Annotated in this window: 26 protein-coding genes; 11 read left to right on the forward strand and 15 right to left on the reverse strand. The window is 64.9% G+C overall.

What is annotated here, in order from left to right; translation table 11 throughout:
- Positions 1 to 47: 47 nt before the first annotated feature.
- The 4 genes from L2Y97_RS06175 to L2Y97_RS06190 form a co-directional block, all read right to left on the reverse strand.
- Positions 48 to 1,529, reverse strand: coding sequence for a multicopper oxidase family protein (locus L2Y97_RS06175; protein WP_247434358.1), 1,482 nt, complete (start codon positions 1,527 to 1,529; stop codon positions 48 to 50).
- A 101-nt stretch (positions 1,530 to 1,630) separates the two neighbouring features.
- Entirely contained in the window at positions 1,631 to 1,921 is a 291-nt protein-coding gene (locus L2Y97_RS06180) for a hypothetical protein (RefSeq protein ID WP_247434361.1), read from the reverse strand.
- Between the two features lie 112 nt (positions 1,922 to 2,033).
- Positions 2,034 to 3,710 carry a dihydroxyacetone kinase family protein gene (locus L2Y97_RS06185; RefSeq protein WP_247434363.1) on the reverse strand — a complete coding sequence of 559 codons (1,677 nt, stop codon included), beginning with the start codon at positions 3,708 to 3,710 and terminating at the stop codon, positions 2,034 to 2,036.
- A 45-nt stretch (positions 3,711 to 3,755) separates the two neighbouring features.
- A complete protein-coding gene (locus L2Y97_RS06190) occupies positions 3,756 to 4,778 on the reverse strand; it encodes a magnesium and cobalt transport protein CorA (RefSeq protein WP_247434366.1) in 1,023 nt (340 codons plus the stop codon).
- A gap of 215 nt (positions 4,779 to 4,993) precedes the next feature.
- On the opposite strand from L2Y97_RS06190, the gene L2Y97_RS06195 reads away from it, so the two are divergent.
- A complete protein-coding gene (locus L2Y97_RS06195) occupies positions 4,994 to 6,391 on the forward strand; it encodes a hypothetical protein (RefSeq protein WP_247434368.1) in 1,398 nt (465 codons plus the stop codon).
- Here L2Y97_RS06195 and L2Y97_RS06200 read toward each other — a convergent pair whose 3' ends face one another.
- From L2Y97_RS06200 to miaB, 5 genes are all read right to left on the reverse strand, one after another.
- Complete coding sequence (locus L2Y97_RS06200; protein WP_247434371.1) at positions 6,392 to 7,591, reverse strand: lipoprotein N-acyltransferase Lnb domain-containing protein; 1,200 nt, start codon at positions 7,589 to 7,591, stop codon at positions 6,392 to 6,394. It abuts the gene before it with no gap.
- 137 nt (positions 7,592 to 7,728) lie between these two features.
- Positions 7,729 to 8,580 (reverse strand): CorC family transporter, encoded by an 852-nt coding sequence (locus L2Y97_RS06205; protein WP_247434373.1) that lies wholly within the window; start codon positions 8,578 to 8,580, stop codon positions 7,729 to 7,731.
- A 63-nt stretch (positions 8,581 to 8,643) separates the two neighbouring features.
- Positions 8,644 to 9,111, reverse strand: a complete 468-nt coding sequence (gene ybeY, locus L2Y97_RS06210) for an rRNA maturation RNase YbeY (RefSeq protein WP_247434376.1) — start codon at positions 9,109 to 9,111, stop codon at positions 8,644 to 8,646.
- Positions 9,108 to 10,091: a PhoH family protein gene (locus L2Y97_RS06215; RefSeq protein ID WP_247434379.1), complete on the reverse strand. Its 984-nt coding sequence runs from the start codon at positions 10,089 to 10,091 to the stop codon at positions 9,108 to 9,110. The genes ybeY and L2Y97_RS06215 overlap by 4 nt, the downstream gene beginning before the upstream one ends.
- A gap of 126 nt (positions 10,092 to 10,217) precedes the next feature.
- Positions 10,218 to 11,567 (reverse strand): tRNA (N6-isopentenyl adenosine(37)-C2)-methylthiotransferase MiaB, encoded by a 1,350-nt coding sequence (miaB, locus tag L2Y97_RS06220; RefSeq protein WP_247434382.1) that lies wholly within the window; start codon positions 11,565 to 11,567, stop codon positions 10,218 to 10,220.
- A 160-nt stretch (positions 11,568 to 11,727) separates the two neighbouring features.
- On the opposite strand from miaB, the gene L2Y97_RS06225 reads away from it, so the two are divergent.
- Positions 11,728 to 12,933 carry a lytic transglycosylase domain-containing protein gene (locus tag L2Y97_RS06225; RefSeq protein WP_247434385.1) on the forward strand — a complete coding sequence of 402 codons (1,206 nt, stop codon included), beginning with the start codon at positions 11,728 to 11,730 and terminating at the stop codon, positions 12,931 to 12,933.
- 127 nt (positions 12,934 to 13,060) lie between these two features.
- Here the strand turns inward: L2Y97_RS06225 and L2Y97_RS06230 are convergent, their stop codons facing one another.
- Positions 13,061 to 14,233, reverse strand: coding sequence for a S1C family serine protease (locus L2Y97_RS06230; RefSeq protein WP_247434388.1), 1,173 nt, complete (start codon positions 14,231 to 14,233; stop codon positions 13,061 to 13,063).
- Positions 14,234 to 14,422: 189 nt separating this feature from the next.
- Between L2Y97_RS06230 and petA the strand changes: the two genes are divergently transcribed.
- The 5 genes from petA (at position 14,423) to L2Y97_RS06255 (ending at position 18,335) form a co-directional block, all read left to right on the forward strand.
- Positions 14,423 to 15,025 (forward strand): ubiquinol-cytochrome c reductase iron-sulfur subunit, encoded by a 603-nt coding sequence (petA, locus tag L2Y97_RS06235; protein ID WP_247434390.1) that lies wholly within the window; start codon positions 14,423 to 14,425, stop codon positions 15,023 to 15,025.
- On the forward strand, positions 15,025 to 16,326 hold the full coding sequence (locus L2Y97_RS06240; RefSeq protein WP_247434393.1) for a cytochrome b: 1,302 nt from the start codon (positions 15,025 to 15,027) through the stop codon (positions 16,324 to 16,326). The genes petA and L2Y97_RS06240 overlap by 1 nt, the downstream gene beginning before the upstream one ends.
- Positions 16,319 to 17,071, forward strand: a complete 753-nt coding sequence (locus tag L2Y97_RS06245; protein ID WP_247434396.1) for a cytochrome c1 — start codon at positions 16,319 to 16,321, stop codon at positions 17,069 to 17,071. The genes L2Y97_RS06240 and L2Y97_RS06245 overlap by 8 nt, the downstream gene beginning before the upstream one ends.
- A 70-nt stretch (positions 17,072 to 17,141) precedes the next feature.
- Positions 17,142 to 17,786, forward strand: a complete 645-nt coding sequence (locus L2Y97_RS06250; RefSeq protein ID WP_247434398.1) for a glutathione S-transferase N-terminal domain-containing protein — start codon at positions 17,142 to 17,144, stop codon at positions 17,784 to 17,786.
- A 123-nt stretch (positions 17,787 to 17,909) separates the two neighbouring features.
- Positions 17,910 to 18,335 carry a ClpXP protease specificity-enhancing factor gene (locus L2Y97_RS06255; protein WP_247436720.1) on the forward strand — a complete coding sequence of 142 codons (426 nt, stop codon included), beginning with the start codon at positions 17,910 to 17,912 and terminating at the stop codon, positions 18,333 to 18,335.
- A 31-nt stretch (positions 18,336 to 18,366) separates the two neighbouring features.
- Here L2Y97_RS06255 and L2Y97_RS06260 read toward each other — a convergent pair whose 3' ends face one another.
- The 4 genes from L2Y97_RS06260 to L2Y97_RS06275 form a co-directional block, all read right to left on the reverse strand.
- Positions 18,367 to 18,759 carry a DUF3301 domain-containing protein gene (locus L2Y97_RS06260; RefSeq protein ID WP_247434401.1) on the reverse strand — a complete coding sequence of 131 codons (393 nt, stop codon included), beginning with the start codon at positions 18,757 to 18,759 and terminating at the stop codon, positions 18,367 to 18,369.
- Between the two features lie 52 nt (positions 18,760 to 18,811).
- The gene (gene nadC / locus L2Y97_RS06265; RefSeq protein WP_247434404.1) at positions 18,812 to 19,669 is read right to left on the reverse strand and encodes a carboxylating nicotinate-nucleotide diphosphorylase; all 858 of its coding nucleotides are present in this window, start codon (positions 19,667 to 19,669) and stop codon (positions 18,812 to 18,814) included.
- 4 nt (positions 19,670 to 19,673) lie between these two features.
- The gene (locus L2Y97_RS06270; protein WP_247434406.1) at positions 19,674 to 21,959 is read right to left on the reverse strand and encodes a DUF1631 domain-containing protein; all 2,286 of its coding nucleotides are present in this window, start codon (positions 21,957 to 21,959) and stop codon (positions 19,674 to 19,676) included.
- Between the two features lie 79 nt (positions 21,960 to 22,038).
- Complete coding sequence (locus L2Y97_RS06275; RefSeq protein WP_247434408.1) at positions 22,039 to 22,329, reverse strand: Trm112 family protein; 291 nt, start codon at positions 22,327 to 22,329, stop codon at positions 22,039 to 22,041.
- A 72-nt stretch (positions 22,330 to 22,401) separates the two neighbouring features.
- Here L2Y97_RS06275 and purE point away from each other — a divergent pair, with 72 nt between their 5' ends.
- The gene (purE, locus tag L2Y97_RS06280) at positions 22,402 to 22,917 is read left to right on the forward strand and encodes a 5-(carboxyamino)imidazole ribonucleotide mutase (RefSeq protein ID WP_247434411.1); all 516 of its coding nucleotides are present in this window, start codon (positions 22,402 to 22,404) and stop codon (positions 22,915 to 22,917) included.
- Positions 22,914 to 24,068, forward strand: coding sequence for a 5-(carboxyamino)imidazole ribonucleotide synthase (locus L2Y97_RS06285; RefSeq protein ID WP_256452078.1), 1,155 nt, complete (start codon positions 22,914 to 22,916; stop codon positions 24,066 to 24,068). The genes purE and L2Y97_RS06285 overlap by 4 nt, the downstream gene beginning before the upstream one ends.
- Before the next feature lie 180 nt (positions 24,069 to 24,248).
- Here L2Y97_RS06285 and L2Y97_RS06290 read toward each other — a convergent pair whose 3' ends face one another.
- Entirely contained in the window at positions 24,249 to 24,830 is a 582-nt protein-coding gene (locus L2Y97_RS06290; protein WP_247434413.1) for a Fe-Mn family superoxide dismutase, read from the reverse strand.
- A gap of 107 nt (positions 24,831 to 24,937) precedes the next feature.
- Here L2Y97_RS06290 and grxD point away from each other — a divergent pair, with 107 nt between their 5' ends.
- Complete coding sequence (gene grxD, locus L2Y97_RS06295; protein WP_247434416.1) at positions 24,938 to 25,261, forward strand: Grx4 family monothiol glutaredoxin; 324 nt, start codon at positions 24,938 to 24,940, stop codon at positions 25,259 to 25,261.
- Positions 25,262 to 25,263: 2 nt separating this feature from the next.
- Positions 25,264 to 26,031: an SDR family NAD(P)-dependent oxidoreductase gene (locus L2Y97_RS06300; RefSeq protein ID WP_425492848.1), complete on the forward strand. Its 768-nt coding sequence runs from the start codon at positions 25,264 to 25,266 to the stop codon at positions 26,029 to 26,031.
- Positions 26,032 to 26,042 lie beyond the last annotated feature (11 nt).

The raw sequence follows: 26,042 nt of genomic DNA on the forward strand, positions 1-26,042 counted from the left end.
GCCCCTGTAGGAGCGCGCTCGCGCGCGATGGGTGCTCGCCGAAACCTTCACTGCGCACCCCCCAGCGGCCGCGCATTCACCGGCGCCGTCTTGTCGATCGCCTCACGCCCGGTGTTGCGCAGGTACGCACACGTCTGGTTATCGCCATAGATGCCACCCAGCGGTTCCAGCTTCACCGCCTGCGCGTAATCCTCCGGCTTGACGACCTGGATCACCTGCATCATGCCGCCGTCTTCGTGCTCCATGATGTGGCAGTGGTAAACGAACTTGCCCAGGATCACCGGGTCGGTGAACGGAATGCGCAGCGTGATCGAGCCGAGTGCGGGAATGAACACGTTATCGCGGTAGCCAATGAAATCCACTGGCTTGCCGTTGATCTTGGTGACCTGGAAATCGAGCTGGTGGATGTGGAACTGATGCAGCTCCTGGCTTGGATTGAACAGCGTCCACTCCTCGGTATCGCCCAGCTTCACCGTGGTATCCACGCGGCCGGGATCGAAGCGGCGGCCGTTGATGAAGAACGCGTTGCCGTCGTCCTCGGCGTCCTGGAACACAAAACGGCGGCTGGCTGCGATGGGATCCTGCCGTAGGTCGCGCGCCTGCGGGTAAGCGCTGGTGATGCGTACGGTGGGCACGCTATCGCCGGTAGAAACGAGGGTGCCGAGCGTGGTTGCAGCATAGGTATCGCCCGCCGGGCCGGTATTCGCGGCACTCATCGTCAGCGGGTATCGGCCAGGGGCCGGTCCCGTTACAAGGATGCTGATGCGCGCCGATGGCCCCACCAGCATTTCGTCGATGGTCACATCCTTGACGACGGTATCCGCATCTTGCGACAGCAATTGCACGCGCAGGCCGGCGAGGTGCATGCGGAAGTACTGGTTCGCATCCACGTTGAAGATATGCCACAGCTGCGTCTCGCCGGGCTTGATCGAGATATCCGGCTGGAACTGCCCGTTGATCGTACGGATGGACGGCGAGCCGGTGACGATTTCGCTGGCGAGCCGGCCGGTAAAGGTCTTCTGGAAATTGCGTAGCACGAGGATGCGCTCGCGTACCGGGCGCAACTCCGGGAACTGGTCTTTCAGGCCATCCACGAGGATGGGGCCCGAAAGGCCACCCGATACCTGGCGCTCGGCCCCGCGATGGAAATGGCTGTGGTACCAGTAAGGGCCGGGCGAATGATCATCCGGAAGGCGCAGCACGTACCGGCCCTTGGTGTGCGGATCGGTATCCCTGAAAATGCTGTCGCCTTCATCCAGCGGCGAGACCTGCATGCCGTGGAAATGCAGGTTCGTAAGCTCATCCATCTGGTTATCGAGCGTCAGGCGAATCGTGCCGCCCGGCCGCGTGCGAATGAGCGGCGCATCGTAATCGCCGTTGAATACCAGCGATGTGTACGGTGTATCGCCCACCATCACCTTGGTCTCGGCGGCGGTAAGCGTCACGGTGGTAACGCCATCCGCGCCATAGGTGTACTGCTTCGGCTCGCGCAGTTCCGTCGCGTGTGCAGCACCCGCAACCCAAAGCAAAACCAGCCACGCTCGTGTAGGAGCGCACTTGCGCGCGATCGAGGCCGCGGCACGGCCTATCGCGCGCAAGCGCGCTCCTACAGGGGCAGCGATCGCGATCATTACCAGTTGCGGTTATGTTCGTTGGCCACATCGGCCGCGAGGCGCACCTCGGTATCGGCCTGGCTCAACAGCTCCTTGGCACGCCCGGCGTGGCCGCCCAGCTCGTCGTTATTGGCCTGCTGGCCACGGCTGAGCGCCTGCCACGCGGCGACGATGTGCTGCTGCGCATCGCGCAGGTTGCCGTGGCGTTCGCCGATATCGACGTACGGGCGCTCTTGCGCAACGGCCGCGCAGCCGACGGAGATGACCGCGCCGAACAGCGCGCCCGCGAGGAAGGTATTCGCTTTCATGGTGTGCCCTTTGGAGATAAGCCCCGGCCGGAATGGCCGGCGTGCTTATGGTCCGGGGCGCGGGCATGTGGGTCTTTCCAGAAAGCAGTGTTTGTTTCTGATTCGAACGGCTTTAGCGCAGGGCGCCCATCCAGATGGCCACGGCGACTGCACCGCCGTCGGCGATGCCCAGCGCGCGGTCGCCCAGGTAGGCGGCACGTCCCGCCCGGGCCTTGAGCGTCGCGGTTTCTTCGGCACCGCGGGTGGCCGCCAGGTGCAGTGCTTCCAGCGCTTCGAACGGCGCCATGTTGGCGTCGAGCGCAGCCTTGTAGGCATCGGCAGCGGGGTAGAGCGCATCCAGCATGGTGCGGTCCCCGGCTTTGGCGCCACCGAGGTTGGCGATGGCATCGGCGGCGGCCACCAGCGCCGCATGCCATTGCCGCGGGGTCGGATCGGCCACGCCGTTGAGATCGCGGGCGGCGCGCATCAAGCCGGTGGCGTAGAACGGCCCGGAACTGCCGCCGATCGCCTGCCGCATCGCATCGGCCATGTGGCGCAAGGCGCTTTCCGGAGTGTGCCAGGCGTGGTCGGGCAGGGTGAGCACGGCCTCGGCGCCGCGGCGCAGGCTGGCCCCCAGGTCGCCATCACCTGCCTTGGCATCCAGCTCGGTGAGCTCATCCTCGGCCTGGAGCAGGGCCTGGGCGGCGGCATGGGCTGCGCGGCGCACGGCATCGCCTGCCGGTGTGGGTGATCCGGTCGTAGTGGCTTCGCCCGGTGCCGCAGGTACGTCCTTGATCGGCGCATCGTTGAGCTCGCCACCGCCGTGCCACGCTGGCGCACTGGCGGGGGCATCGAGGAGCGCGAGCAGTTCGTCATCCACCTTCAACACGGAGAGCGAGGCGCCGGGCATATCCAGCGCGGTGAGGAAGTTTCCACACCATGCGCGGACCACCTCGATGCCGCGGGCCCTGAGGTTGTTCAGGGCGCCGCGCAGCAGGATATCGAGCTCCATGGGCGGCGTGGCGCCCAGGCCATTCACCAGCAGGGCCACGCGCTGGCCGCTCGTAAGTGCCAGATCCTCCACGATCGTGGCGAGCACCGTCTCGGCCAGGCCATCCGCGGGGGCGATGGGGCCTTTGCGCACGCCCGGCTCGCCGTGGATACCCAGGCCATATTCAATTTCGGTGTCACCCAGCTCGAAACCCGGGTGGCCGGCGGCGGGCACCGTACACGAGCCGAGCGCCACGCCCATGGAACCCAGGCCCGTCGCAGCGCGGCGGCCCAGTTCGGCGACGGCGGTTACCGACTTGCCCGCCGCCGCAGCGGCGCCGACCACCTTGTGGATAAGCACCGTTCCCGCGATGCCGCGGCGGCGATCGGGTGCCACGGTATCGCGCAGCGCAACGTCATCGGCCACCGTCACGATCTCGACAGGAATGCCTTCACTGCGCGCCATCTCGGCGGCCAAGCCGAAGTTGAGCCGGTCGCCGGTGTAGTTCTTCACCACCAGCACGGCGCCAGCCTTGCCACCCACCGTGCGAATCGCGGCGAGCACCGCGTCGACACTGGGTGAGGTGAAGACATCACCCGCGATGGCCGCGGCCAGCAGGCCCTCGCCGACATAGCCCGCGTGCGCCGGCTCGTGGCCGCTCCCGCCGCCGGAAAGGATCGCCACGGTGGCGTTCCCGTCATGCTGCTTGCGCACCACCACGTTCTGGTTCGAAAGCAATGCTTGTCCCGGCGAACGCGCGACCGAACCTTCAAGCATTTCACGGACGACATGGCGCGGATCGTTGATGATCTTCTTCATGGTGAACCGGAACCTTTGCGCGGTGGGGAGGGGTTTCGTCGGGTGCTAGAACCAGCGGTTGCGCTTCAGGGCGATAAATATACCGCCGACGATACACGCCACAAGGCAGGTAATGGCAGGATACGCCCACGGCTTGTCCAGCTCCGGCATGTGCGCGAAGTTCATGCCATACCAGCTGGTGATCAGCGTCGGCGCGGCGAGCATGGCGGCCCAGCCAGCCAGCTTTTTCATCACTTCGTTCTGGCCGAAGGTGACCAATGCAAGGTTCACACCGATCGCTGCACCCAGCATTTCACGCATGGCGGAAATCGATTCGTTGACGCGGAAAACGTGATCGTAGATATCGCGGAAATAGGCGCGCAACTCATCGTGGATAAGGTGCGGATGCAGCCGCGTAAGCTGCGCCACGATATCTTGAAGCGGCACGACTGCCAGGCGCAGCGTCATCAGTTCGCGCTGCATGTCGTACAGGCGCTTGATCGTCTGCCTGTTGTACGTTTCCGCGAAGATATCGGTTTCGAGTTCGTGTAGCTCTTCCCGGAAATCGCGCACGATCGGCAGGAAGTTATCCACGATGAAATCGAGTACGGCGTAGAGCGCATAGCTCGGCCCCATGGCCAGTAGCTCAGGTGTCTGTTCGCAGCTGCGCCGCGCAGGAGCGTACGAAAGCGACGCGCCGTGGCGCACCGTCATGAAGTAACGGCGGCCCAGGAAGATCTGCGTTTCACCGAACGCGATATTGCCGCCGACCAGCTGGGCCGTCTGCGCCACGATGAACAGTGAATCACCGTACGTTTCGATCTTGGTGCGTTGGTGCGCAAGCTGCGCATCCTCGATCGCCAGGTCGTGAAGATCAAATTCTTCCTGCAACTTGAGGAGTAGCGCCTCATCAGGCTCATGCAGCCCGACCCACACGAACGTATCGGGCTCCTTCAAGACATCGCTGATGGCGTCGATCGAGATATCGCCGATACGCTTGCCGTTGGTTCGGTAAGCGACGCAGTTAACGATCATGCCGCCGGCGTGGTCGACGGGCGTGGGTTCGGGGATCAGGGAGAGGGTAGCCATGAGGAGATGATGCCGTGGGTGGATGAAGGCGGCAACGCCATATCGGACAAATGCCGATGGACGTAAGCGTAGCCCCACGAAACAGCTGGGACGCGGCCCGATAGGGCCCATTCGCGGGTTTATATACCGTAGTGGGGTGGTGCGTTTTGTGACGGGCAGGAAATTACGACCCGTACAGCACCGCGACCAAGGACCCCAACTCAAGGAACGAACCCATGGCACCGCAAAGCCCGGCCCTGCCGACCCTCCCGTTCACCTACGCCACGTGGAAAAAGGACACGAACCTCACCGTGTCCATCACCGATCCCACCGGGAAGGCGAAATTCGCCGTTCTCGATAAAGCCGTGGAGGCGTACACCGCGAAACCATCGCAGGCGTCCCTCACGGCCATGCGAAACGCGTTGCTGGACTGGACCAGCTACAAGGACAAGAGCGGTGGCGCCGGTGCCTGGAAGAAGAGCGACCGTAACAAGAAGCTCACGATCACCGCGCTCTACAACGCCATCCAGGGTGCGGGCGATACCGATAAGGGTTTTGGTATCCCCGATTTCATGAGCGAGGGCATGGTCAACGCTCGCCTTGGCATCCTGTATCTGTTTGGCAACCTTGCTTGCGATGAGGGCAAGTACCGGATCATTACCAACGGCCTGATCGATATGGCCGGCAAGGGCTCCGGAACGCTCGGCACGGCGGTAAAGCGTACGACCGACGCGGGGACGTGTTTCACGCCCTACGCCGCTGGGTCAGCCGAACGCACGGCGAAGCGCCAACAGGTTTCAAACGCGCTCAAGGGCATCGCCGCCTCGGTTACACAGGCCATATTCACCCAGCGGGCTAACGGCGAGGATGACGGTGAAGGTACCAAGACTGAAGCGATCTGGAAGGCGATTCCCGGCGGATTGCAGACCGTCTGCGATCACATCGCTGAGAAGGTCATGGACCAGATATCGCCATTCCTTGCCAATGGCGTGGCAGCGACCCAGGGGCTCGTGACGGCGGTTAAAGTCGGCGGCGAACGCTTCGTGGTTCATGCTCGCGGAAAGGGCGTAACCCTGGTTCCGGGCGTGCCCACCACTACGATCGATGGCATCAAGCGTGGCATGGATCTATCGCTCGCGGGCGAGGTCTATAACGTGCTGAAGGGCGGCACAGCGCTGGCGCTGGAAGGGCTGACCGCAGGGGTCGCGGGAGCGATCGCGGGAATCGCGTTTTCCGCGATCGAAGTGCTGGTCGCCTTCGCGAGGAAGGTGCACGACTTTTACCGAATCCGCCTGTTCCTGACCGATGCGAAAGCCTTATGGGCACAGCGCGAAAAGCCAAACTCGCTACACAGGCAGCCTTATGCGTTCAACCGCTGGTATCGCAAGACGGCGATGCGTGTGCCAGCGATCCCTGTACTGACACTCAATAGCGGCGTGTGCGGCGACAAGATGCGCATGCTTTGCATGTTCAGCAATGAGGGTGAGGTGATTAGCCAACAAAACTTCGACAAGGGTGTGGCCTACATTGATCACCTAAAGGGCTGGGGTTCCTCCTATCTGGAGGAAACGGCGTACAGCTTTACCAGCGCCGACAAACTGGTGGCCGAACTGATCAAACCCGCGAAGGTGTGATCAATCGTGCCGCCGGCACAGGCTGGCGAAAAGGGCGGCCCAGCACGGCAGCGCGAAGAGCAGCCAGGGCATGTTCCGCTGCGGGAAATCCGGCCAGAGGTGTAGAAGCAAGCCGATGACGCAAGCGGCGAACGAGCTGCCGGTGACACGCGAGGCCAGCCGGCTCATCGGACGGCCCGCGCGGCGCAGGCGCCAGATGCCCGGGATGATCAGCAGCGCGAACGGCTGGTAGGCAAGCAGGTTGAAGTTGCCCCAGGCCGAGCGGTGCAGGGTCAGTGTCCACAGGCCCAGCATGAACAGGCCCGCCACGCCGGCGAACACGGTGAAGAGGGTGCCCGCGGCGACGAACACGCCGCGGGCACCGCGGTGGCGCGTCACGGCGGGCAGGGCGAGCGGGATGGCGAGCACGATGCCGGCGATCAGCAGTGGCCAGCGCAGGTCAGGCGCCTTGTCCGGCGGCGGCACCAGTGTGGCGTCGGCCAGGGTTTCTTCCTTCAGCACCAAGGGCTTGCCATTCACCTGGGTCGTGCGAACCAGGGCTTCCAGTTCCATCGGCAGGAAGGCATCGCGCCATGACGTCATCGGCTGGTCGGCGAACGGGCCGAGGCCGAGGTCCATGCCGAGCATGAGCCACGCCTGGTTGCTCATCAGCCGCGAGGTCTGCTCGCGGTAGGTCATGCCGCCCGGCTGTGCACTCCACTGGCGGTGCAGCGCGCCGCCCAGCGCGGCATCCAGCGCATCGCGGACGCGCGTGGTGCAGTTGTCCAGGTAGTAATCGTAGTTGTAGCCCGCGTTTTCCGGGCGGATGTTCCACAGCAGGAAGCGGCGAAGCTCTTCTTTTTGCGGCTCGTCCAGCGCCAGCACCTGCCGGTGCACGTAACGGCCTTCGCCCTTGTAGAACTGCACATCGGAGGCCGTGGTTTCGGCATCCATGCGGTACGCCATGATGCCGCGGGCGAAATTCAGGATGAAGCCATCCTGGTCGAAATCGAACACGCCGTAGTTGAAGGCGATGGCTTCGCCGCTCGCCGTGTCACGCACTTCCAACGCATCGTGGCCGAAGCGCTCCCAGTAGATATCGCCCGGGCCATAAGTAAGCAGCGAGACCTCGATGTTCGACGCGGGCGCGTCGACGATGCCGGCGCGGGCCAGTGAGGGGACGAGGCAAAGGGCGAGGAGGAAGAGCAGGGCGTGGCGCATCGTGCGTCAAATGTCCGGTGATCAATCGATGGTAGGAGCGCACCCTGTGCGCGACATTTTTCGCGGGAAAGCGACAGGACCTGCAGCTCGTTCGCGAAAGATGTCGCCCTCAGGGTGGGCTCCTACGGGATCTTGCATCAGGCTGCGCCGTTGACTCGCGTCACATGGAACTGCTGCACGCGCCGGTCGTCGGCTTCGGTGACGCGGAACAGGAATTCACCCACGCCGATCTCCTCGCCCACGGAGGGCAGGTGGCCGAACTCGGAGGTGATCATGCCGCCGATGGTGTCGTATTCCTCGTCGGAGAAATGTGCACCGGTCTCTTCGTTGAAATCCGCGATGGGCGTGAGCGCGCTGACGGTGAGCGCACCGTTATCCAGCGGCTGCACCAGCACGGGATCTTCTTCGTCATCGTGCTCGTCGTCGATTTCGCCGACGATCTGCTCCAGCACGTCTTCAATCGTGATGAGGCCAGCCACGCCACCGTATTCATCGACCACCAGCGCCATGTGGTTGCGCGTAAGGCGGAACTCCGCCAGCAGCACGTTCAGGCGCATGGATTCGGGGATGAGCACCGCGGGGCGGAGCAGGCCACGGATATCGTTGCACTCGGCCTTGCCGAAGTACTTCAGCAGGTCCTTGGCGAGCAGGATGCCCAGCACTTCATCCTTGTCTTCGCCATGCACGGGGAAGCGCGAATGGCCGGACTCGACCACGGCGGCGAGGATATCGGGGAGGGGAGCATCGACTGGGAGGCTGACGATCTGGGCGCGCGGCACCATGACATCGTCAACGCTGAGTTCGGTCACCTTGATCGCACCCTCGACCATGGTCAGGGTGTCGTTGGAGAGGAGGCCATTGACCTGTGCGGTACGCAGCTCCTCGATCAGTTCACCGCGGTTGCGCGGCTCGCTGGAAAACAGATGGCCCAGTCGGTCCCACCACGATCGGTGAGCCGGGCCGTTGGTACTACCAGGGTCCTCGTTCATTACTCTTTGATGTTCGGCCCAAACCGGGCGGAAGGGTCAGTCTACTGGAATTTCCATGACGGTTCAGGGGACCGTGTAGGGGTCGGCGATGCCCAGGCCGGCCAGGACGCGGGTCTCCAGGGCCTCCATCGCCTCGGCCTCGGCATCCACGATGTGGTCGTAGCCCAGCAGGTGCAGGGTGCCGTGGATGGTGAGGTGGGCCCAGTGGTCGTTGGCCTTCTTGCCCTGTTCGGCGGCCTCGCGGGCCACCACGGGGGCGCAGATCACCAGGTCGCCGATCAGGGGCAGGTCCACGCCGGGCGGCAGGTCGGCCTCGAACGAGAGCACGTTGGTGGCGTAATCGCGGCCTCGGTACTGCAGGTTCAGGGCCTGGCCTTCCTCGGCATCGACGATACGGATGGCCACCTCGGTGGCCTTGCGCCGGCGCGCTCCCTTGAGCGCGGCCTCCACCCAGCGGCGGAAGCTGGCCGGGGCAGGGATGCCCTTGCGCGAGGCGGTGGCGTAGCCCACCGCGACATCCACCTGGCTCACTGGCGCTCGTCCTGCTTGTCTTCAAATGCCTCGTAGGCACGCACGATCTTGGCCACCAGCGGGTGACGGACCACGTCGCGGGAGGTGAAGAAGGTGAAGCTGATGCCATCGACGCCGCGCAGCACCTCGATGGCATGACGCAGGCCCGAGCGGATGTGGCGGGGCAGGTCCACCTGCGAGACGTCGCCCGTGATCACCGCCACCGAGCCGAAGCCGATGCGGGTGAGGAACATCTTCATCTGTTCCACGGTCGTGTTCTGGGCTTCGTCGAGGATGACGTACGAATCATTGAGCGTGCGGCCGCGCATATACGCCAGCGGCGCGATCTCGATCACGTTGCGTTCGATCAGCTTGGCGACCTTCTCGAAACCGACCATCTCGTACAGCGCGTCGTACAGCGGGCGCAGGTACGGATCGATCTTCTGGCTGAGATCGCCCGGCAGGAAACCGAGCTTTTCGCCGGCTTCCACGGCAGGGCGTACCAGCAGCACGCGCTGCACGCGGTTGGCTTCCAGCGCCTCGACGGCGCTGGCGACGGCCAGGTAGGTCTTGCCGGTGCCGGCCGGGCCCACGCCGAAATTGATGTCGTGGGTGTTGATGGCGTGCAGGTAGCGGGCCTGGTTGGGGCCGCGACCCTTGATCACGCCGCGCTTGACCTTGATCACCACTTCCTGCGCCGACTCGGCCGCCTGCTCGTTGAGCGCGTCGATGCCGGACTCGGCCAGGTGCATGTTGATCACCTGGCCATTCAGGGTCTCGTTCTCGGTCGCGGCGTAGAGCGCGCGGAGGACCTGCTCGCCGGCCTTCGCTGCCGCCTCGTCACCGATGACGCGGAACAGGGCACCCCGGTGGTCGATCTCGATGCCGAGCCGCAGCTCGATCTGGCGGATGTGCTCATCGAGGGGGCCGCACAGGTTGGCGAGACGGGCATTGTCCTCGGGATCGAGGGCGAAATCGCGTTGGGAAAGACCTGGATTCATAGAGCCCTGGAGATTTATGGCTGATCGGTGGCTTCGTAGGAGCCCACCCTGTGGGCGACATCTTTCGCCTCGGCGGAACAGGCCCTGTGGCGCCGTCGCGAACGGCGTCGCCCACAGGGTGGGCTCCTACGAAGCGAGAGCGACCTCATCATCGAGGCGGACGCGGCCACGCAAGGAGTTGCTCATGGCCTCGGTGATCACGACGTCGACGAACTGCCCGATCATCCGCGGATGGCCGGGAAAGTTCACGTAACGCATGTTCTCGGTGCGGCCGGTCATTTCGTTCGGGTTCTTGCGGCTCGGCTTTTCCACCAGCACACGCTGCACGGTGCCGACCATCGCCTCGTTGATCTTGCGTGCGTTTTCGTTGATCGCAGCCTGCAGGCGCGTAAGGCGGGCGTGCTTTTCCTCGGCCGGCGTTTCATCGGCAAGGTTGGCCGCCGGCGTGCCGGGGCGCGACGAGAAGATGAAGGAGAAGCTCTGGTCGAAGCCGATATCGTCGATCAGCTTCATGGTCTTCTGGAAATCATCCTCGGTTTCACCCGGGAAGCCCACGATGAAGTCGGAAGAGATGCAGATATCCGGGCGCACGGCGCGCAGCTTGCGGATCTTCTGCTTGAACTCAAGTGCGGTGTAGCCGCGCTTCATGGCCGACAGGATGCGATCCGAGCCGGCCTGCACCGGCAGGTGCAGGTAGTTGGCCAGCTGCGGCACGCTGCCGTACGCCTCGATCAGCGAATCGGAGAACTCCAGCGGGTGCGAGGTGGTGAAGCGGATACGGCCAATGCCATCGATCTGGGCGATGGCGTGGATGAGCACCGCCAGATCCGCCACGCTGCCATCGTGCATGGGGCCACGGTACGCGTTGACGTTCTGGCCGAGCAGGTTCACTTCGCGCACGCCCTGTTCGGCGAGCTGGGCCACTTCGACGATCACATCGTCGAACGGGCGGCTGATCTCTTCGCCGCGGGTGTAGGGCACCACGCAGTACGAGCAGTACTTCGAGCAGCCTTCCATGATCGATACGAAGGCGGTGGGGCCTTCGGCGCGGGGTTCCGGCAGGCGGTCGAACTTTTCGATTTCCGGGAAGCTGATATCGACCTGCGCCTTGCCGCTGGCACGCTTGGCCTCGATCATCTCGGGCAGGCGGTGCAGGGTTTGCGGGCCGAAGACCAGGTCCACATACGGTGCGCGCTTCAGGATGGCATCGCCTTCCTGCGAGGCGACGCAGCCACCCACGCCAATGAGCACGGGCTTGCCGTTCTTCTTGTGTTCCTTCCACTTGCCGAGTTGGCTGAAGACCTTTTCCTGGGCCTTCTCGCGGATGGAGCAGGTGTTGACCAGGATGACATCGGCTTCCGATTCGTCCTGGGTCAACTCCAGGCCGTGGGACGCGCGCAGTACATCGGCCATCTTGGCCGAGTCGTACTCGTTCATCTGGCAGCCGTGGGTCTTGATGAAAAGCTTGCCGCTCATGGGGCTTGGGTACCGTGTTGCGTGGCCTATTACCGAACCGCGCAGTTTACGCCGGGGGCGGGGCAGGCGCCAGATGGCGGCGGAGGATCAATGACTTGCGTGAAGAACATCACGTCTTTCACCCTTGCTGGCGGCCCGGCCGTGGCGGACAATCGCGGCCATGGTTGACGACGCGACGCCAGGGGAAAGCGCCGGCCATCACGCCCGCCGTTTCCTTGCCTTAGTGCCGGTCCTGAGAAGGGCCGCGGCGTTCTGCATCCTGCTTTCGGGGCTGGCCAGTGCCCCTGCCTTCGCGGGCAGCCTGTACCGGTGCACGGGCAGCACGGGCGAAACGGTGTTTTCGGGCAGCACGGCCGGTTACAAGGACTGCAAGCGCATCGGCAGTACCCCCGGGGCTCGCCCCGCGCGGCCGGCGGGTTCGAATGGCGCCACCGCTCCGGCGCGCTCCGCCGCACCCGCGCCCGGGTCGGATCTGCCGCTGGCGTCGGCGGTTCCGTCGGTTGCTGTCGCCACGGGTGCCGGACCGGTGGCCCCTTCGTTCAAAGGCGTGTCGGGCGGTGTGGTCGGCCCGGACGAGCCCGTGACCTCGCTCGCGGGCGTGACAGGAGGCGTCGTGACCGATGCCGAGGCGCGGGCCGAAGCGGCGAAGGCGGCCCTGCCAGCCATCACGGCACCCAAGGGCAGTTGGGACTACAAGGAATCCGCATCGGCCGACCTGGCCGCCGCCCCTGCACCGGAAGCACCGAAGGGCTCCCGCGTACTGCGCGGCGCGGTGTACCGGATCACACGGGCCGATGGCGGGGTGGAGTACACCAATATTCCGCAGGCGGGCGGGGCAGGTAAGAGCGTGAAGATGCTCTTCACCTATATCGCCACCTGCGTGGCCTGCGATGTCCATTCGCGGATCGACTTCAACAGCGTGGCACTGAACCTCACGTCATTCGGCGATGTGATTCGCTCGGCCAGCCTGGAATATCACGTGGATGAAGCGCTGCTCCGCGCGGTGATCCACGCGGAGAGCGGCTTCAATCCTCGGGCGCTTTCCATTGCCGGCGCGCAGGGCCTCATGCAGCTGATCCCCGGAACGGCCCGCGACATGGGCGTGCAGGACGTGTTCGATCCGGCGCAGAACATTCGCGGCGGCGCGCGTTATCTGGCCATCCTGCTGCAGACGTTCAACGGCAACGAGCGGCTGGCCGCCGCGGCGTACAACGCGGGGCCGGGGGCGGTGCAGCGCTACAACGGCGTGCCGCCGTACGATGAAACCCAGGTGTACGTCGAGCGCGTGGGGTTGTTGCGCAAGCGCTATACAGAAGGCCTGAGGCGGCTGGGTACCGGGGTTCCGTTGGCTGAGCGGGGGTCCTGAGCACCACCTCCACGACGCGTCATGCTGATCGCCCCGTAGGAGCCCACCCTGTGGGCGACGCCGTTCGCCATCGCGTCACAGGCCCTGGTGCTCTCTCGCGAAAAGATGTCGCCCACAGGGTGGGCTCCTACGGGGTGCCGGGGGCTTGGGTCTGCACCGGCGACGTCGGCGGCCGTTGTGTCGGCACCACCGATAGGGCAAATCGCTGCCCATTGCGCAACCCGGAAACCTCCACGGCGACGCCGGGCTTCAGCGACGCCTCATGCCGCCGCAGGTCCGAGGCATCCAGGATGTCCTCGTCGCCGATCTTCAACAGCACATCGCGCTGCTCGATACCGGCCAGCGCAGCGGGGCCGCCTGGCGAGACATCGTTCACCACCACGCCACGCGCTGCCGACGGCAGGCCGCTCTCGGCCGAGACGGGCACCGGGCCGTAATCGGCGCCGATCCACCCGCGCACCACGTGGCCGGTCTTGATGATCTGGTCGAGCACATCGCGGGCACTCTGTACCGGAATGGCAAAGCCAATGCCTTCGGCACCCACGGCCTGCCCGATCAGCGAGGTGTTGATGCCCACCAGCTCGCCATGCGCGTTGACCAGGGCGCCGCCTGAGTTGCCGAAGTTGATGGCCGCATCGGTCTGGATGAGGCTTTCCAGGCTGGACAGGTTGAGCTGGCGGCCGATCGCGCTGACGATGCCCATGGTCACGGTCTGGCCAATGCCGAACGGGTTGCCGATGGCGAGCACCACATCGCCCACGCGGGGACGGCTATCGGCATCGGTCATCTTGATGGCCGGAAGGTTGCCGGCATCCACCTTCAGCACCGCCAGGTCCGTTTCATCGTCGGAACCCACCACCTTGGCGCTTGCCACGCGGCCGTCGTAGAGCAGCAGCTGGATGTCATCGGCATTGGCGATGACATGGTTGTTGGTCAAAACATAACCATCATCGCTGACGATAACGCCCGAACCGAGGTTCTGCTGGCGCCGCGTCCGCACCGGGCCCGTCGGGACGCTGAAGATGCGCTGCAACACGGGATCGGAATAGAGCTGGCGGGGCTGCTCGGTGACCAGCTTGTTCGCGTAAATGTTCACGACGGAAGGCGCCGCCTGCGCCACGGCGTCGGCATACGACACCGGCGCGATGGCTGCCGGCGTGGCCGATTCTTCATGCCCCGCGATGCGCTGCCGCAAGAACGCGCCGCTGCCTGGCCAGAACAGGCCAATGACGAAGGCGATGGCAAGGCCAAGCACGACGAAGCGGGCGACGAAGGTGAACGTGCGGGCAGCTTGGTTCATGAGTGGCCGAATTTTCCGCGTCCTGGCGGGGAGTTAGCTGCCAAGTCTTTACATCCGGCAGGGGTTTGTTCACTTTATTGTACGTGGCTGGTGCTGACGTTACACTGACGTAATTTTGCGGAAGCCGATTTCCGAACGAACCGGCGATAGGGGTCCGCAAACCTCAATGGCAAAGTTCCGGAGAGCCTGATGGCGAACGAAGAAGTCGTCGATCACGGGCGCCGTCGCTTCCTTACCACGACGACGGCCGTTGTCGGTGGCGTGGGGGTGGTTGCGGCGATCGTGCCCTTCATCAAGTCGTGGGAACCATCTGCAAGAGCCAAGGCGGCGGGGGCGCCTGTCACGGTAGACATCAGCGCGATCGACGCTGGGCAGAAAGTCACCTTCGCGTGGCGCAGCCTTCCCGTCTTCGTCGTCAACCGTACAAAGGACCAGCTGGCCCAGCTCAAGGGCCTCGAACCCCGGTTGCTCGATCCATCCTCTTCCGATGCCGGCCAGCAGCCGGAGTACGCGAAGAACGAAACCCGTTCCATCAAGCCCGAGTGGCTGGTCGTCATCGGCCTGTGCACCCATCTGGGCTGCGTTCCCGATTTCGTGCCCGATATCAAGCCCGAGCCCTTCGACGCGAACTGGAAGGGCGGCTTCTACTGCCCCTGCCATAAATCCCGTTACGACCTGTCCGGCCGCGTGTTCAGTGGTGTTCCGGCTCCGAAGAACCTCCCGGTGCCGCCGTATCACTTCATTGACGACACGCACATCCAGATCGGCGTGGATCCGGAGGGGAAGAGCTGATGGCCAGCACATTGTCGCGTCTTGGGAACTGGTTCAACGAGCGTGCCCCGGGCTTCATGCCGATGTACCGGAAGCACATGACCGAGTACTACGCACCGAAGAACTTCAATCTCTGGTACTACTTCGGTTCGCTCGCCCTGCTGGTGCTGGTCAACCAGATCGTCACCGGCATCTTCCTCACCATGAACTACAAGACGAGTGCGGCGGAAGCCTTCAACTCGGTTGAGTACATCATGCGTGACGTGGAGTGGGGCTGGCTCATCCGCTACATGCACTCCACCGGCGCCTCGCTGTTCTTCGTCGTGGTGTTCCTGCACATGTTCCGCGGCATCATGTACGGCTCGTTCAAGAAGCCCCGCGAGCTGGTGTGGGTGCTGGGCATGCTCATCTTCCTGGTGCTCATGGCCGAGGCCTTCATGGGCTACGTGCTGCCCTGGGGCAACATGTCGTTCTGGGGCGCCAAGGTCATCATTTCGCTGTTCGGCACCATTCCCTTCATCGGCGATACGCTGGTGCAGTGGATCATGGGTGACTACCTGCCGGCCGATTCCACGCTGAACCGTTTCTTCGCACTGCACGTGATCGCGCTGCCGCTGGTGCTGTTGCTGCTGGTCGTGCTGCACCTCGCCGCATTGCACGAGGTGGGTTCGAACAACCCCGATGGCGTGGATGTGAAGCATGGCCCGAAGGGCAACCGCTGGTCGCCCGACAAGCCGAAGGATGCCATTCCGTTCCACCCGTACTACACGGTGAAGGACTCGTTTGGCGTCGGCTTCTTCCTGATGATCGCCGCGTTCATCATCTTCTTCGCGCCCACGTTCGGCGGCTGGTTCCTGGAGCACGATAACTTCACGCCGGCGAACAACCTGGTCACGCCCAGCCACATCAAGCCGTCGTGGTACTTCACGCCGTTCTACGCAATCCTGCGCATGATCCCGTCGTTCTTCGGCACGGCCATCTGGGGTGTGCTCGGCATGTTCGGCGCCATCCTGCTGCTGGGCCTGCTGCCGTGGATCGACAAGGGCGAGGTGCGCTCCGTGCGGTACCGCGGGTTCGGTTTCCGCATCGCCCTGGCCGTGCTGGTCATCTCGTTCCTGGCCCTGGGCCTGGTCGGTGCGGGCGTCACCGCCGAACTCATCCCCGAATGGTTCCCGGGCGTGGATGTCACGACGTGGGAAAACGCGTTCGGTCGGCTCATGGTGCTCGGCTACTTCGGCTTCTTCGTGTTCGTATGGATCTACACGCGCTTTGGTTTCGAGAAGACCAAGCCGGTTCCGGAACGGGTGACGACGCATGATTAAGCGCTACCTCTCTTCCCTTGCCCTTGCGCTGGGCCTTGCCGCCGTTGCCGTTCCTGCCCTTGCCGCCGAAGGTGAAGACCTTCCGCCGTCGGGCGCGAACGTGTACGACCAGGCCTCCCTGCAGCGGGGCGCCAAGCTGTTCTTCAATTACTGCGTGGGCTGCCACTCGCTGAAGTACGTGCGTTATTCACGCCTGGCCACCGACCTGGGCCTGACCGAAGACGAGGTGATGAAGAACCTCAACTTCACGGGCGCCAAGTTCGGCGAGACGGTGATCTCGCACATGCCTGCGGAAAGCGCCAAGGGCTGGTTCGGCAAGGAGCCGCCGGACCTCACCCTGGAAGCCCGCGCCAAGGGCCCGGACTTCATCTACAACTACCTGAACTCGTTTTACCTGGACCCGAGCCGCCCGGTGGGCTGGAACAACACGGTGTTCCCGAACGCCTCCATGCCCAACCCCCTGTGGGAGCTGCAGGGTCTGCAGGTGGCGGTGCACGCCGAGGGCAAGGCCGGCGCCGATGCCCCGGTGGAACGCCTCGAACTGCACACCAAGGGCAGCATGACCCCGGAAGAGTTCCAGGCGGCTACCCGCGACCTCACGGCGTTCCTCGAGTACACCGCCGAGCCGGCCGCCCTGGAGCGCCAGTCCGTCGGCATCTGGGTGCTGCTGTTCTTGGCCGGCCTGACCTTCCTGCTGTACCTTCTGAAGCATGAATACTGGAAGGACGTCCACGAGAGTCACTGATTGATGTCCCCGGGGCGGCCGCAGGGTCGCCCCGTTCCGTTTCGGCGAAGAAGGGAGGGAGATCGAAAGCATGGTTCAGAATGCTCGTTCGCGCACGGCGCTGACGCTCTACACGAGCGCAGACGATATCCATTGCCACCGTACGCGCCTGGTGCTGGCCGCCAAAGGCGTCGCGTATGACCGGATCATCCTGAAACCGGATGAGCCCACGCCGGATCTCCTTGAGCTGAATCCCTACGGGACGCTGCCCACCCTCGTGGACCGCGACCTGACCGTGTACGACACCCTGATCGTGGTGGAGTACCTGGATGAGCGGTACCCGCACCCTCCGTTGATGCCGATCGATCCGCTCTCGCGGGCCCGGTTGCGCCTGGCCACCTGGCGTATCGAGAACGACTGGCTGCCCGAAATCGAGACGATCCAGGAGGGCGGCCGCGATGCCCCCGCGGCACGCAAGCGCCTGCGCGAGCACCTGCTGCTGGCTGCGGAGCTGTTCAAGGCCTCCAAGTTCTTCCTGAATCCTGAGATGAGTCTCATCGATTGCCTGGTCGCGCCGGTGGTCTGGCGGCTCCCGTCACTGGGTGTCGACCTGGGCCCCAGCGGCAAGGCCATCGTCGATTACGGTGAGCGGCTGTTCCATAGCCAGGGCTTCGCGCGGAGCCTCACCCCGGAAGAGCGGGCCATGCGGCCGGACTTCGATTTCAATCCCGGTTAGCCCTGACCGGCCGTATCCCTTAAACTCTCATCGAAACCTTGCCCTGCCGGGGCCTGGGTGTTCCCCCGACCAACCGGCGGGTACGACGAGGATGCTGTAATGGATACGAACGAAACCCAGGGCATGACTTCCAATCGCCCTTACCTGCTGCGTGCCATCTACGACTGGATCAGCGATAACGGCCTGACCCCGTACGTGTTGGTGGATGCCGGCCAGCCGGGCGTGAAGGTGCCTTCGCACGTGGTGAAAAACGGCCAGGTCGTGCTGAACCTGGCCATGCGCGCCGTGGCCAACCTCGATCTTGGCAACGATCGCATTGCCTTCCAGGCCCGTTTCTCGGGCGTCAGCCAGAACATCGTGATTCCGGTTGCTGCCGTGCTGGCGCTTTATGCCCAGGAAAACGGCCAGGGCATGATGTTCCCGGCCGATGAGAACGATGCCGCGGCCGCGGCGGTGGAGGCTTCCGACGAAGCCGCCGAAACCCCGGCTACGGGCGGCGACGATGACCGGCCCAAGCGCGGCGCCCCGCACCTGCGGGTGGTGAAGTAACGAAAAGGCCGCCCCAGGGCGGCCTTTTTCATCAGTGCAGTCGGCGGCGGTCCGCCAGGGAGATCACATTGCCCGGCAACCCGGTTTCCGTTGCCACTACGGTCTCCAGCTCCGGGTTCCCCGAGTGGGGCAGGGAGTAGCTGGCCACTTCGTCGCCAGCCATCCAGATTTTCGCGGCCTGCCGACTTTGCCCATCCTCGCTCACCTCGAACGCATAGCAGCGTTCGAGCCGGCGGCCGCCATCCACGCCTTGCAGGCGAATGGCGCGCAGGCCAACGGATTGATCAAGTAGCTGTAATCCATGCCTTTTGCACAGTGCCGTCGCTGCGCGCACGGCCACTTCACGTGCCCGCGTCAGCCGATACCAGCTCGCGATCAACGCAGCCAGACCCAGCAGCCAGAAAAGATCGGATACAGAATTCATGGGGCCAGTGTGTGGCCGGAGCGCGCGCACCACAAGTGGCCCGCTGGCGCTATTACAGGTTAAGGCGCAGCGACAGGTCGATGGCGCGTACGTTCTTGGTCAGCGCGCCGCTTGAGATGAAATCGACACCGGTTTCGGCGATCGCGCGGATCGTATCGATCTCCACGTTGCCGGAAACCTCCAGCGGCATGCGGCCCGCGGTGAATTCCACCGCCTCCTTGAGCATGGCCGGGGTGAAGTTATCCAGCAGCGCGCGATCGGCGCCGGCCTGTAGGGCCTGGGCCAGCTCGTCGAGCGTCTCCACTTCCACGATCAGCGGAAGGGAAGGGTGGATGCGGCGCGCATCGCGCACGGCGGCGGGAATGCCACCGGCGGCGATGATGTGGTTTTCCTTCAGCATCATGGCATCGAACAGGCCGATGCGATGATTGGTGCCGCCACCGCACAGCACGGCGTACTTCTGGGCGCGGCGCAGGCCGGGGATCGTCTTGCGGGTATCGAGCACGCGCGCCTTCGTGCCTGCGATGGCATCAGCGTAGCGCGACGTCACCGTGGCCGTGGCCGAGAGCAACTGCAGGAAGTTCAGGGCGGAGCGCTCGGCGGTGACCAGTGCGCGTGCCTTGCCGGCGATGTGGCAGATAGCCGAGCCGGCGGCGATGCGGTCGCCATCGGCCGCCAGCCATTCGATCTGCACGGCAGGATCGAGCTTGCGAAAGGCGGCATCGAACCATGCCGTGCCGCACAGTACGGCGTCCTCACGACACGTGAGCACCGCGGTAGCGCTGGCGTTTGGGTCGAGCAGGTCGGCGGTGGCATCGCCCGGGCCGATATCTTCGGCGAAGGCGCGGTCGATATCGGCGAGGATCTCGCTAGCCGGCGGCAACGCGCCGGCGAGGTTCGGAGGGGTCATCGGCTCAAGCGTTTTCTGGGGTGCGCAGCCGCTCGACGATGGCATCCATGGCGCGATCGAACAGCAGCGTGGAATCGAGCACGCGGGCCGTGCCCTGGGCAAACGCCTGGGCGAGGCCGGCGAGGCTATGGTCGGCGACCTTCAGGCCGCGGCGGTTCACGAACAGGAAGCGGCCGCTGATCGGGCTGACCCACGACAGCTTGGCGCGATCCGTAGTGCCATCGTCGGCCGTGAATTCCAGCCACTGGCCTACCTTGAGTTCGCGTGCCTGCGAGAGGTAACGCTCATCGAAGGCCTCGTCGGCCAGCACTTCGCCTTCGTCTTCCGGCTCGGGCTCGAGCACCGGCTCTTCGATGGCCTGGATGGCTTCGGGCAAGGGCATGACGCTGGCGACCAGCGTGCCGCTTTCCGTCTCCGGTGCGGTTTCGCCAAGCTGCGTGCGGTAGAACGCGTGCAACTGGGCGAGCAGCTGTTCGGTATCGGCTTCCTGGAACGCGACCGATGCCAGGCCGCGGCGCAGCGAGCGCTCGATACCGGGGAGCAAGGCGCGCAGGTCGCGGCGGCTGTTCGTATCGTGCACCGGCCGTGCGCTGGCGACGAAGTGATCGATGAAGCGAAGCGAATCGGCGAACTCGGTGGATTCTTCGCCCTGGCGGAGCAGGGTGAGTACGACGTAGTTGGCCCACGCGCGGGTGAGCACGCCATAGATCAGCGGAGGCAGGTTCGCGCCGGCCGTGCGGCCCACGATTTCCTGCGCGGCGCGCCGGCGTGCCTGTTCCAGTTTTTCGCGGCCGCGCGTCGACTCGGCGACGCGCTGCTCGGCAAGCTCGGCGCGCTTGCGGGCGACATCGAGGAATTCCTGCAGCTCGGCGGCAAGGCGATCGAAGATCGCGATGTCGTCATCGAACTCGTGCAACAGTCGCTCGACGATCGATTTCACCTTGTCGAACAGGCGCCCATCACGGTCGCCCTCGGCCGACCAGCCCTTGGCCGCATCGGCCAGCGCATCGAGCAACTGGCGCGCCGGGTGCGACTTGTGCGCGAACATCCGGCGATCGAGCAGGGCGACCTTGAGGTAAGGAATCTGCAGGCGGGCAAGCAGCACCTGCATTTCGGCCGGCAGGTTGCGGTCTTCGAGGATGAACTCGAAGAGCATGCCCACCAGGTCAATCGTGTCTTCATCCACGCCGGAGACGTGCGCGGTGTGCTGCCCACGCAACTGGCCGATCTGCGTCAGCAGCTGCTCTTTGAGCTGGGCCACGTCGCGGGCCATCTCGCCCTGGCTGGCAAGGTGCGCTGCACTGGCCGGCAATACCGAAATCTGGCTCTGCAGGAGCGTGAGCGCTCCGAGCAGTTCCGCCGGGCTCGGAAGGGGGCCCAGGGGAATCGGCACGCCGGAGGCCGCTACGCCCGCACCGGACATATCGGCTGGCATGGCACCGCGCCGTGCGGAGAACAGGGCATGCAACGAGTGCATGAACTCCGCCGCCGCCGCATCGGTGACCGGTGCGGCCGGCCCGTGCGCTACAGGCGTCGCCGTGGAATCCGGGCCGGTGGGTGCCGGCGCATCGCTGCGCCGCGTAGAAATCTCGTGGCGCAGCTGCGGCAGGACGCCGGCTGCGGCCAGTTCGTTGTTGATGTCGTCGTAGAGCTCGTCGATGCCGGCGAGCACGTACCGATCGAACAGCTTGTAGATGATGAGCTTGACGCGAACTTCCACCAGCAGCTCGCGCAAGGCCTGGCGGAAGGCGTTGGCCAGCGACGCCGGGCCCACCGGGTTGCTGGCGTCATCCATCTTGTTGCCGCCGCAGATTACCGACAGGCGCTGGTTCACGGCGAACAGGGCGCGCGCCAGGCGCTGCTCGTTCTTGCCCACCATGGAGGTGACGGCGAGCGATTCTTCCAGCTCGTTTTCACCGACCAGGCTGAGTTCGATGTTGGCCAGGGGGCGGGTATGCGAATCCGTCTCGGGGGCACGCAGGCGTCCCGCCGAAAAATCGGCCAGATCGCGTGCGACCTGGCCGAGGAAGGTGCGCTCGACGATCGCCCGTTTCTTGCGCACTTCGCGCATGCCATCGAAGAACTGCGTTTGCGCCGCGTTGTTCTCTGCCTTTTCAGCCAGATCGAACAGGGCGTCGTCGATGTTCTCGAACATGTTGCTGGCCAGCGCGTGCAGGCGCTTGGTCGCCAGGCCGCGAACCGTTGCCAGGAGCGCGCCCACGCGGTCGCTGCGCGGGTCCAGGCGCTGGCTAAGATCGACCACGTTCGACGGTTCGCTCGCGTTACTCATCGCGCATCCTGGAAAAAACTTAGGCCCCCGCCTGAGGGAATCATTGTGCGGGAACTAGGGCCTCAAAGTGTGACCTTCGTCACGGATTGTGCGCGCGACCTGCGTCTGCCGCAAACCCTGCCAGCTGCGTGGTGCCAATGCCGGATTCGGGCAGCATGACCGGGATGCCATCGTCGACGCGGTAGACCACCTGGCCGTCGGTGGTGATCAGCCCTTCGGAGAGGGGCTCGGCCACCTTTTCACCCGCCACCGTATCGACCGATCCGGCCTTGATAGCGGTGTTGAGCTGGTCACGCTCGGCGGCGGTGAGGGGGCGCAGGGGGCGCTTGCTGACAGGGCAGCAGAGGATGTCGATGAGACGCTTGTCCATGGATGCGGCCCGGGTGGGCCAACCTTATTAAATCGAATGTACGTACAATAACGACTTTTGGGTGCTCCGGCCATGACTGCCAACAAGGGTAGCGAAGCCTCCGGACCGCGCGTCGGCGTGGTAATGGGTTCGCGTTCGGACTGGGAAACGATGGAGCACGCCTCCTCGATGCTGACCCGCATGGGCATCGTCCACGAGGTGCGCGTCGTCTCCGCCCACCGCACCCCCGATCTATTGTTCGATTACGCCGACGGCGCCCGCGGCCGTGGCATCCAGGTGATCATCGCCGGCGCCGGTGGCGCGGCGCACCTGCCGGGCATGCTCGCCGCGAAGACGGCGCTGCCGGTGTTCGGCGTGCCCGTGCAGTCCAAGGCCTTGAATGGCATGGATTCCCTGCTCTCCATCGCCCAGATGCCGGCCGGCATTCCGGTCGGCACGCTGGCCATCGGCCGTGCGGGCGCCACCAATGCCGCCCTGCTGGCCGCCTCGGTGCTGGCCCTGCACGACCCGGCCGTGGCCCAGGCGCTGGATGCCTTCCGCGCCGAACAGACCAACACCGTCCTCGATAACCCGGATCCGCGCACGTGAACCGCAAGCTCCCCACCGTCGGCATCCTCGGTGGCGGGCAGCTGGCCCGCATGCTTTCCCTCGCCGCCGCGCCGCTGGGCGTGCGTACGCTCGTGGTCGATGGCAGCGCGGATGCCTGCGCCGGCCAGGTCACCGAGCTGGTGGTGGCCGATTGGTTCGACGACGCGGCCCTGGACGCGTTCGCGCAGCGGGTGGATGTCGTCACCTTCGATTTCGAGAACGTCCCCGCGGCGGTCGCCGAGCGCCTGGCCGCCAAGGTCCCCGTGTTCCCGGGCCCGCGTGCGCTCGCCGTGGCCCAGGATCGCCTGAGCGAGAAGAACTTGTTCCGCGAATGCGGCCTCGGCACCCCCGATTTCGAACCGGTGGATACCCGCGAGGAACTGGTCCGCGCCGTGGAGCGCATTGGCGCTCCTGCCGTGCTGAAGACCCGCCGGCTGGGTTATGACGGCAAGGGCCAGTTCCGGCTGAAGACCGCCGCCGATATCGACGCGGCCTGGGCGGCCCTGGGTGAGGCGGCGGGGAAGGTGGGCCTGATCCTTGAAGCCTTCGTGCCGTTCGATCGCGAAGTCTCGGTCGTGGCGGTGCGTGGCCGCGATGGTTCGTTCCGTAGCTGGCCGCTCACCCGCAACTGGCACGTCGATGGCGTGCTGTCGCTGAGCCTGGCCCCCGCGCCGGGTTCCACCGATGAGCTGGAGCGTGAGGCCAACGCCCATGCCCGCAAGGTGGCCGAAACGCTCGATTACGTGGGCGTGTTTGCCCTGGAACTGTTCGTGTGCAATGGCCGCCTGCTCGGCAACGAGATGGCGCCGCGGGTGCATAACTCCGGCCATTGGACCATCGAAGGCGCGCACACCAGCCAGTTCGAGAACCACGTAAGAGCCGTGCTGGGCCTGCCCCTGGGCGATACCGGCGTGCGCGGCCCCAGCGCCATGCTTAACTGGATTGGCGAGATGCCCGATCCGGCGCCGGTGCTGACGGTGGCCGACGGCCACTGGCACGACTACGGGAAGGAAGCCCGCCCGGGCCGCAAGGTAGGCCATGCCACCGTGTGCGCCCCGGATGCCGGCAGCCTGCGCGAGAAGTTGGCGGCGGCTGGCAAGGGCCTGGGCCGCGAAAGCCAGGTCCAGCCCGCGATCGACGCACTGGCCTGACCCATGTAGGAGCCCACCCTGTGGGCGACATCACCCATGTAGGAGCCCACCCTGTGGGCGATATCTTTTGTCGCGAGGCAGCAGGCCCTGTTGCGTTTCGCGAACAGCGTCGCCCACAGGGTGGGCTCCTACAAAAAAGGCCGGGCGACGTGCCCGGCCTTTTTTTGTACGTAAACGGGTTTATGCCATGTTCTTGGCGGCAAATTCCCAGTTCACGATGGCCCAGAAGTTCTCAAGGTACTTCGGGCGGGCATTGCGGTAATCGATGTAATACGCGTGCTCCCACACGTCCGCCGTGAACAGCGGCTTGTCGCTGCCGGTGATCGGCGTGGCGGCGTTGGAGGTGTTCACGATGGCCAGGGCGCCATCCGGGCGCTGCACCAGCCAGGTCCAGCCCGAACCGAAGTTGCCGGCGGCCTGCTTGCTGAACTCTGCCTTGAACGCGTCCACCGAGCCGAACGCCTTGGTCAGCGCATCGGCCAGCTTCGCCGGCGGCTCGGCCTGCTGCGAGGCCGGGCGCATCGAGTGCCAGTAGAAGGTGTGGTTCCAGATCTGCGCGGCATTGTTGAAGATGCCGCCCGAGGAGGTCTTCACGATGTCTTCCAGGCTCTTGCCCTCGAACTCGGTGTCCTTGACCAGGTTATTGAGGTTCGTGACATAGGTCTGGTGGTGCTTGCCGTAGTGAAACTCGAGGGTTTCGGCGGAGATGTGCGGCTCCAGGGCATTCTTCTCATACGGAAGCGGGGGAAGTTCGAACGCCATGTCTGGGCTCCTTAGCGGTGGCTGGGGGAAAAGGGATGAAGCAGGGCGCGGCCCGCGCGGCTGCTACACTATGAAACATTCAGCATTCTAATGATGAAACCCGACCTATGGACGTCGTAGACGAGATCAAGGCCATCGTGGCGGCACATCCGATCGTGCTTTTCATGAAGGGCACGCCCGAATTCCCCACCTGCGGCTTCTCCGATCGTGCGGTGAAAGCGCTGGAGGCGGCGGGCGCGACGTTCCATCCGGTGAACGTGCTGGCCGATCCGCGCATCCGCGCCGGCCTGCCGCACTACTCGAACTGGCCCACGTTCCCGCAGTTGTTCCTGCTAGGGGAGTTCATCGGCGGTTGCGACATCGTCGAAGACTTGCATGCGGCGGGTGAACTCAAGCGCATGGCCGCGGATGTGGCCGGGGCCGAATCGTGAGCATGCTGCCTTCCGCACGCCTGCCCGAGGGCTGGGCGCTCGCGCCGGGCGTGCTCGCTGGCAGGGTATTCCTGCTGACCGGCGCCACGGGCGGGCTGGGCGGTGAAACCGCGCGCGCCATCGTGCGTGCCGGCGGCACGGTGGTCATCACCGGCCGAAAGGTTCGCCCGCTCGAAAAACTGTACGACGACCTGGTCGCCCTGGGCGGCCCGGAACCGGTCATCCATCCACTCGATCTGGAGAGCGCCACGCCCGCGGTCTTCGCCGCACTGGCCGATGGCCTCGAAGCGGAGTTCGGCCGGCTCGATGGCGTGATCCACGCCGCGGCCCATTTCAACGAACTCACCCCCATGGCCATGCACAAGCCGGATGACTGGCTGCGCGCCATGCAGGTCAATGTCTCGGCGCCGTTCGCACTGACCCAGGCCTGCATGCCGCTGCTTACCCGCGGCGACGACAGTGCCGTGGTGTTTGTCTTCGATGATCCGGAGCTGGTCTCCCGCGCGCACTGGGGTGGCTACGGCGTCTCCAAGGCGGCCGTGGAGCGCATGGCGGCCGTGCTGCATGCCGAGCACCGTGGCGGCGCCATGCGCGTGCATGCCCTGTTGCCGCCGCCCATGCGTACCGCGCTGCGCCGCGCCGCCTACTACGGCGAGAACACCCTCGAACGGCCTCTGCCCACGGCATCGGCCGAAGCCATCGTGTATCTGCTTTCAGGTGCTGGCGCGGATGCGCGAGGCACGGTCCTGGATATCCGCCACACCCACTGATTCACCGCTTT

It is taken from the genome of Luteibacter aegosomatissinici (assembly GCF_023078495.1).
GTDB classification, from domain to species: Bacteria; Pseudomonadota; Gammaproteobacteria; order Xanthomonadales; family Rhodanobacteraceae; genus Luteibacter; species Luteibacter aegosomatissinici.

What these genes read in the sequence shown, in the direction of transcription:
- L2Y97_RS06180 (WP_247434361.1), bottom strand. Translation starts at nt 1,921, where the DNA reads ATGAAAGCGAATACCTTCCTCGCGGGCGCGCTGTTCGGCGCGGTCATC.
- L2Y97_RS06185 (WP_247434363.1), bottom strand. Translation starts at nt 3,710, where the DNA reads ATGAAGAAGATCATCAACGATCCGCGCCATGTCGTCCGTGAAATGCTT.
- L2Y97_RS06190 (WP_247434366.1), bottom strand. Translation starts at nt 4,778, where the DNA reads ATGGCTACCCTCTCCCTGATCCCCGAACCCACGCCCGTCGACCACGCC.
- L2Y97_RS06195 (WP_247434368.1), top strand. Translation starts at nt 4,994, where the DNA reads ATGGCACCGCAAAGCCCGGCCCTGCCGACCCTCCCGTTCACCTACGCC.
- L2Y97_RS06200 (WP_247434371.1), bottom strand. Translation starts at nt 7,591, where the DNA reads ATGCGCCACGCCCTGCTCTTCCTCCTCGCCCTTTGCCTCGTCCCCTCA.
- L2Y97_RS06205 (WP_247434373.1), bottom strand. Translation starts at nt 8,580, where the DNA reads ATGAACGAGGACCCTGGTAGTACCAACGGCCCGGCTCACCGATCGTGG.
- L2Y97_RS06215 (WP_247434379.1), bottom strand. Translation starts at nt 10,091, where the DNA reads ATGAATCCAGGTCTTTCCCAACGCGATTTCGCCCTCGATCCCGAGGAC.
- miaB (WP_247434382.1), bottom strand. Translation starts at nt 11,567, where the DNA reads ATGAGCGGCAAGCTTTTCATCAAGACCCACGGCTGCCAGATGAACGAG.
- L2Y97_RS06225 (WP_247434385.1), top strand. Translation starts at nt 11,728, where the DNA reads ATGGTTGACGACGCGACGCCAGGGGAAAGCGCCGGCCATCACGCCCGC.
- L2Y97_RS06230 (WP_247434388.1), bottom strand. Translation starts at nt 14,233, where the DNA reads ATGAACCAAGCTGCCCGCACGTTCACCTTCGTCGCCCGCTTCGTCGTG.
- petA (WP_247434390.1), top strand. Translation starts at nt 14,423, where the DNA reads ATGGCGAACGAAGAAGTCGTCGATCACGGGCGCCGTCGCTTCCTTACC.
- L2Y97_RS06240 (WP_247434393.1), top strand. Translation starts at nt 15,025, where the DNA reads ATGGCCAGCACATTGTCGCGTCTTGGGAACTGGTTCAACGAGCGTGCC.
- L2Y97_RS06245 (WP_247434396.1), top strand. Translation starts at nt 16,319, where the DNA reads ATGATTAAGCGCTACCTCTCTTCCCTTGCCCTTGCGCTGGGCCTTGCC.
- L2Y97_RS06250 (WP_247434398.1), top strand. Translation starts at nt 17,142, where the DNA reads ATGGTTCAGAATGCTCGTTCGCGCACGGCGCTGACGCTCTACACGAGC.
- L2Y97_RS06255 (WP_247436720.1), top strand. Translation starts at nt 17,910, where the DNA reads ATGACTTCCAATCGCCCTTACCTGCTGCGTGCCATCTACGACTGGATC.
- L2Y97_RS06260 (WP_247434401.1), bottom strand. Translation starts at nt 18,759, where the DNA reads ATGAATTCTGTATCCGATCTTTTCTGGCTGCTGGGTCTGGCTGCGTTG.
- nadC (WP_247434404.1), bottom strand. Translation starts at nt 19,669, where the DNA reads ATGACCCCTCCGAACCTCGCCGGCGCGTTGCCGCCGGCTAGCGAGATC.
- L2Y97_RS06270 (WP_247434406.1), bottom strand. Translation starts at nt 21,959, where the DNA reads ATGAGTAACGCGAGCGAACCGTCGAACGTGGTCGATCTTAGCCAGCGC.
- L2Y97_RS06275 (WP_247434408.1), bottom strand. Translation starts at nt 22,329, where the DNA reads ATGGACAAGCGTCTCATCGACATCCTCTGCTGCCCTGTCAGCAAGCGC.
- purE (WP_247434411.1), top strand. Translation starts at nt 22,402, where the DNA reads ATGACTGCCAACAAGGGTAGCGAAGCCTCCGGACCGCGCGTCGGCGTG.
- L2Y97_RS06290 (WP_247434413.1), bottom strand. Translation starts at nt 24,830, where the DNA reads ATGGCGTTCGAACTTCCCCCGCTTCCGTATGAGAAGAATGCCCTGGAG.
- grxD (WP_247434416.1), top strand. Translation starts at nt 24,938, where the DNA reads ATGGACGTCGTAGACGAGATCAAGGCCATCGTGGCGGCACATCCGATC.
- L2Y97_RS06300 (WP_425492848.1), top strand. Translation starts at nt 25,264, where the DNA reads ATGCTGCCTTCCGCACGCCTGCCCGAGGGCTGGGCGCTCGCGCCGGGC.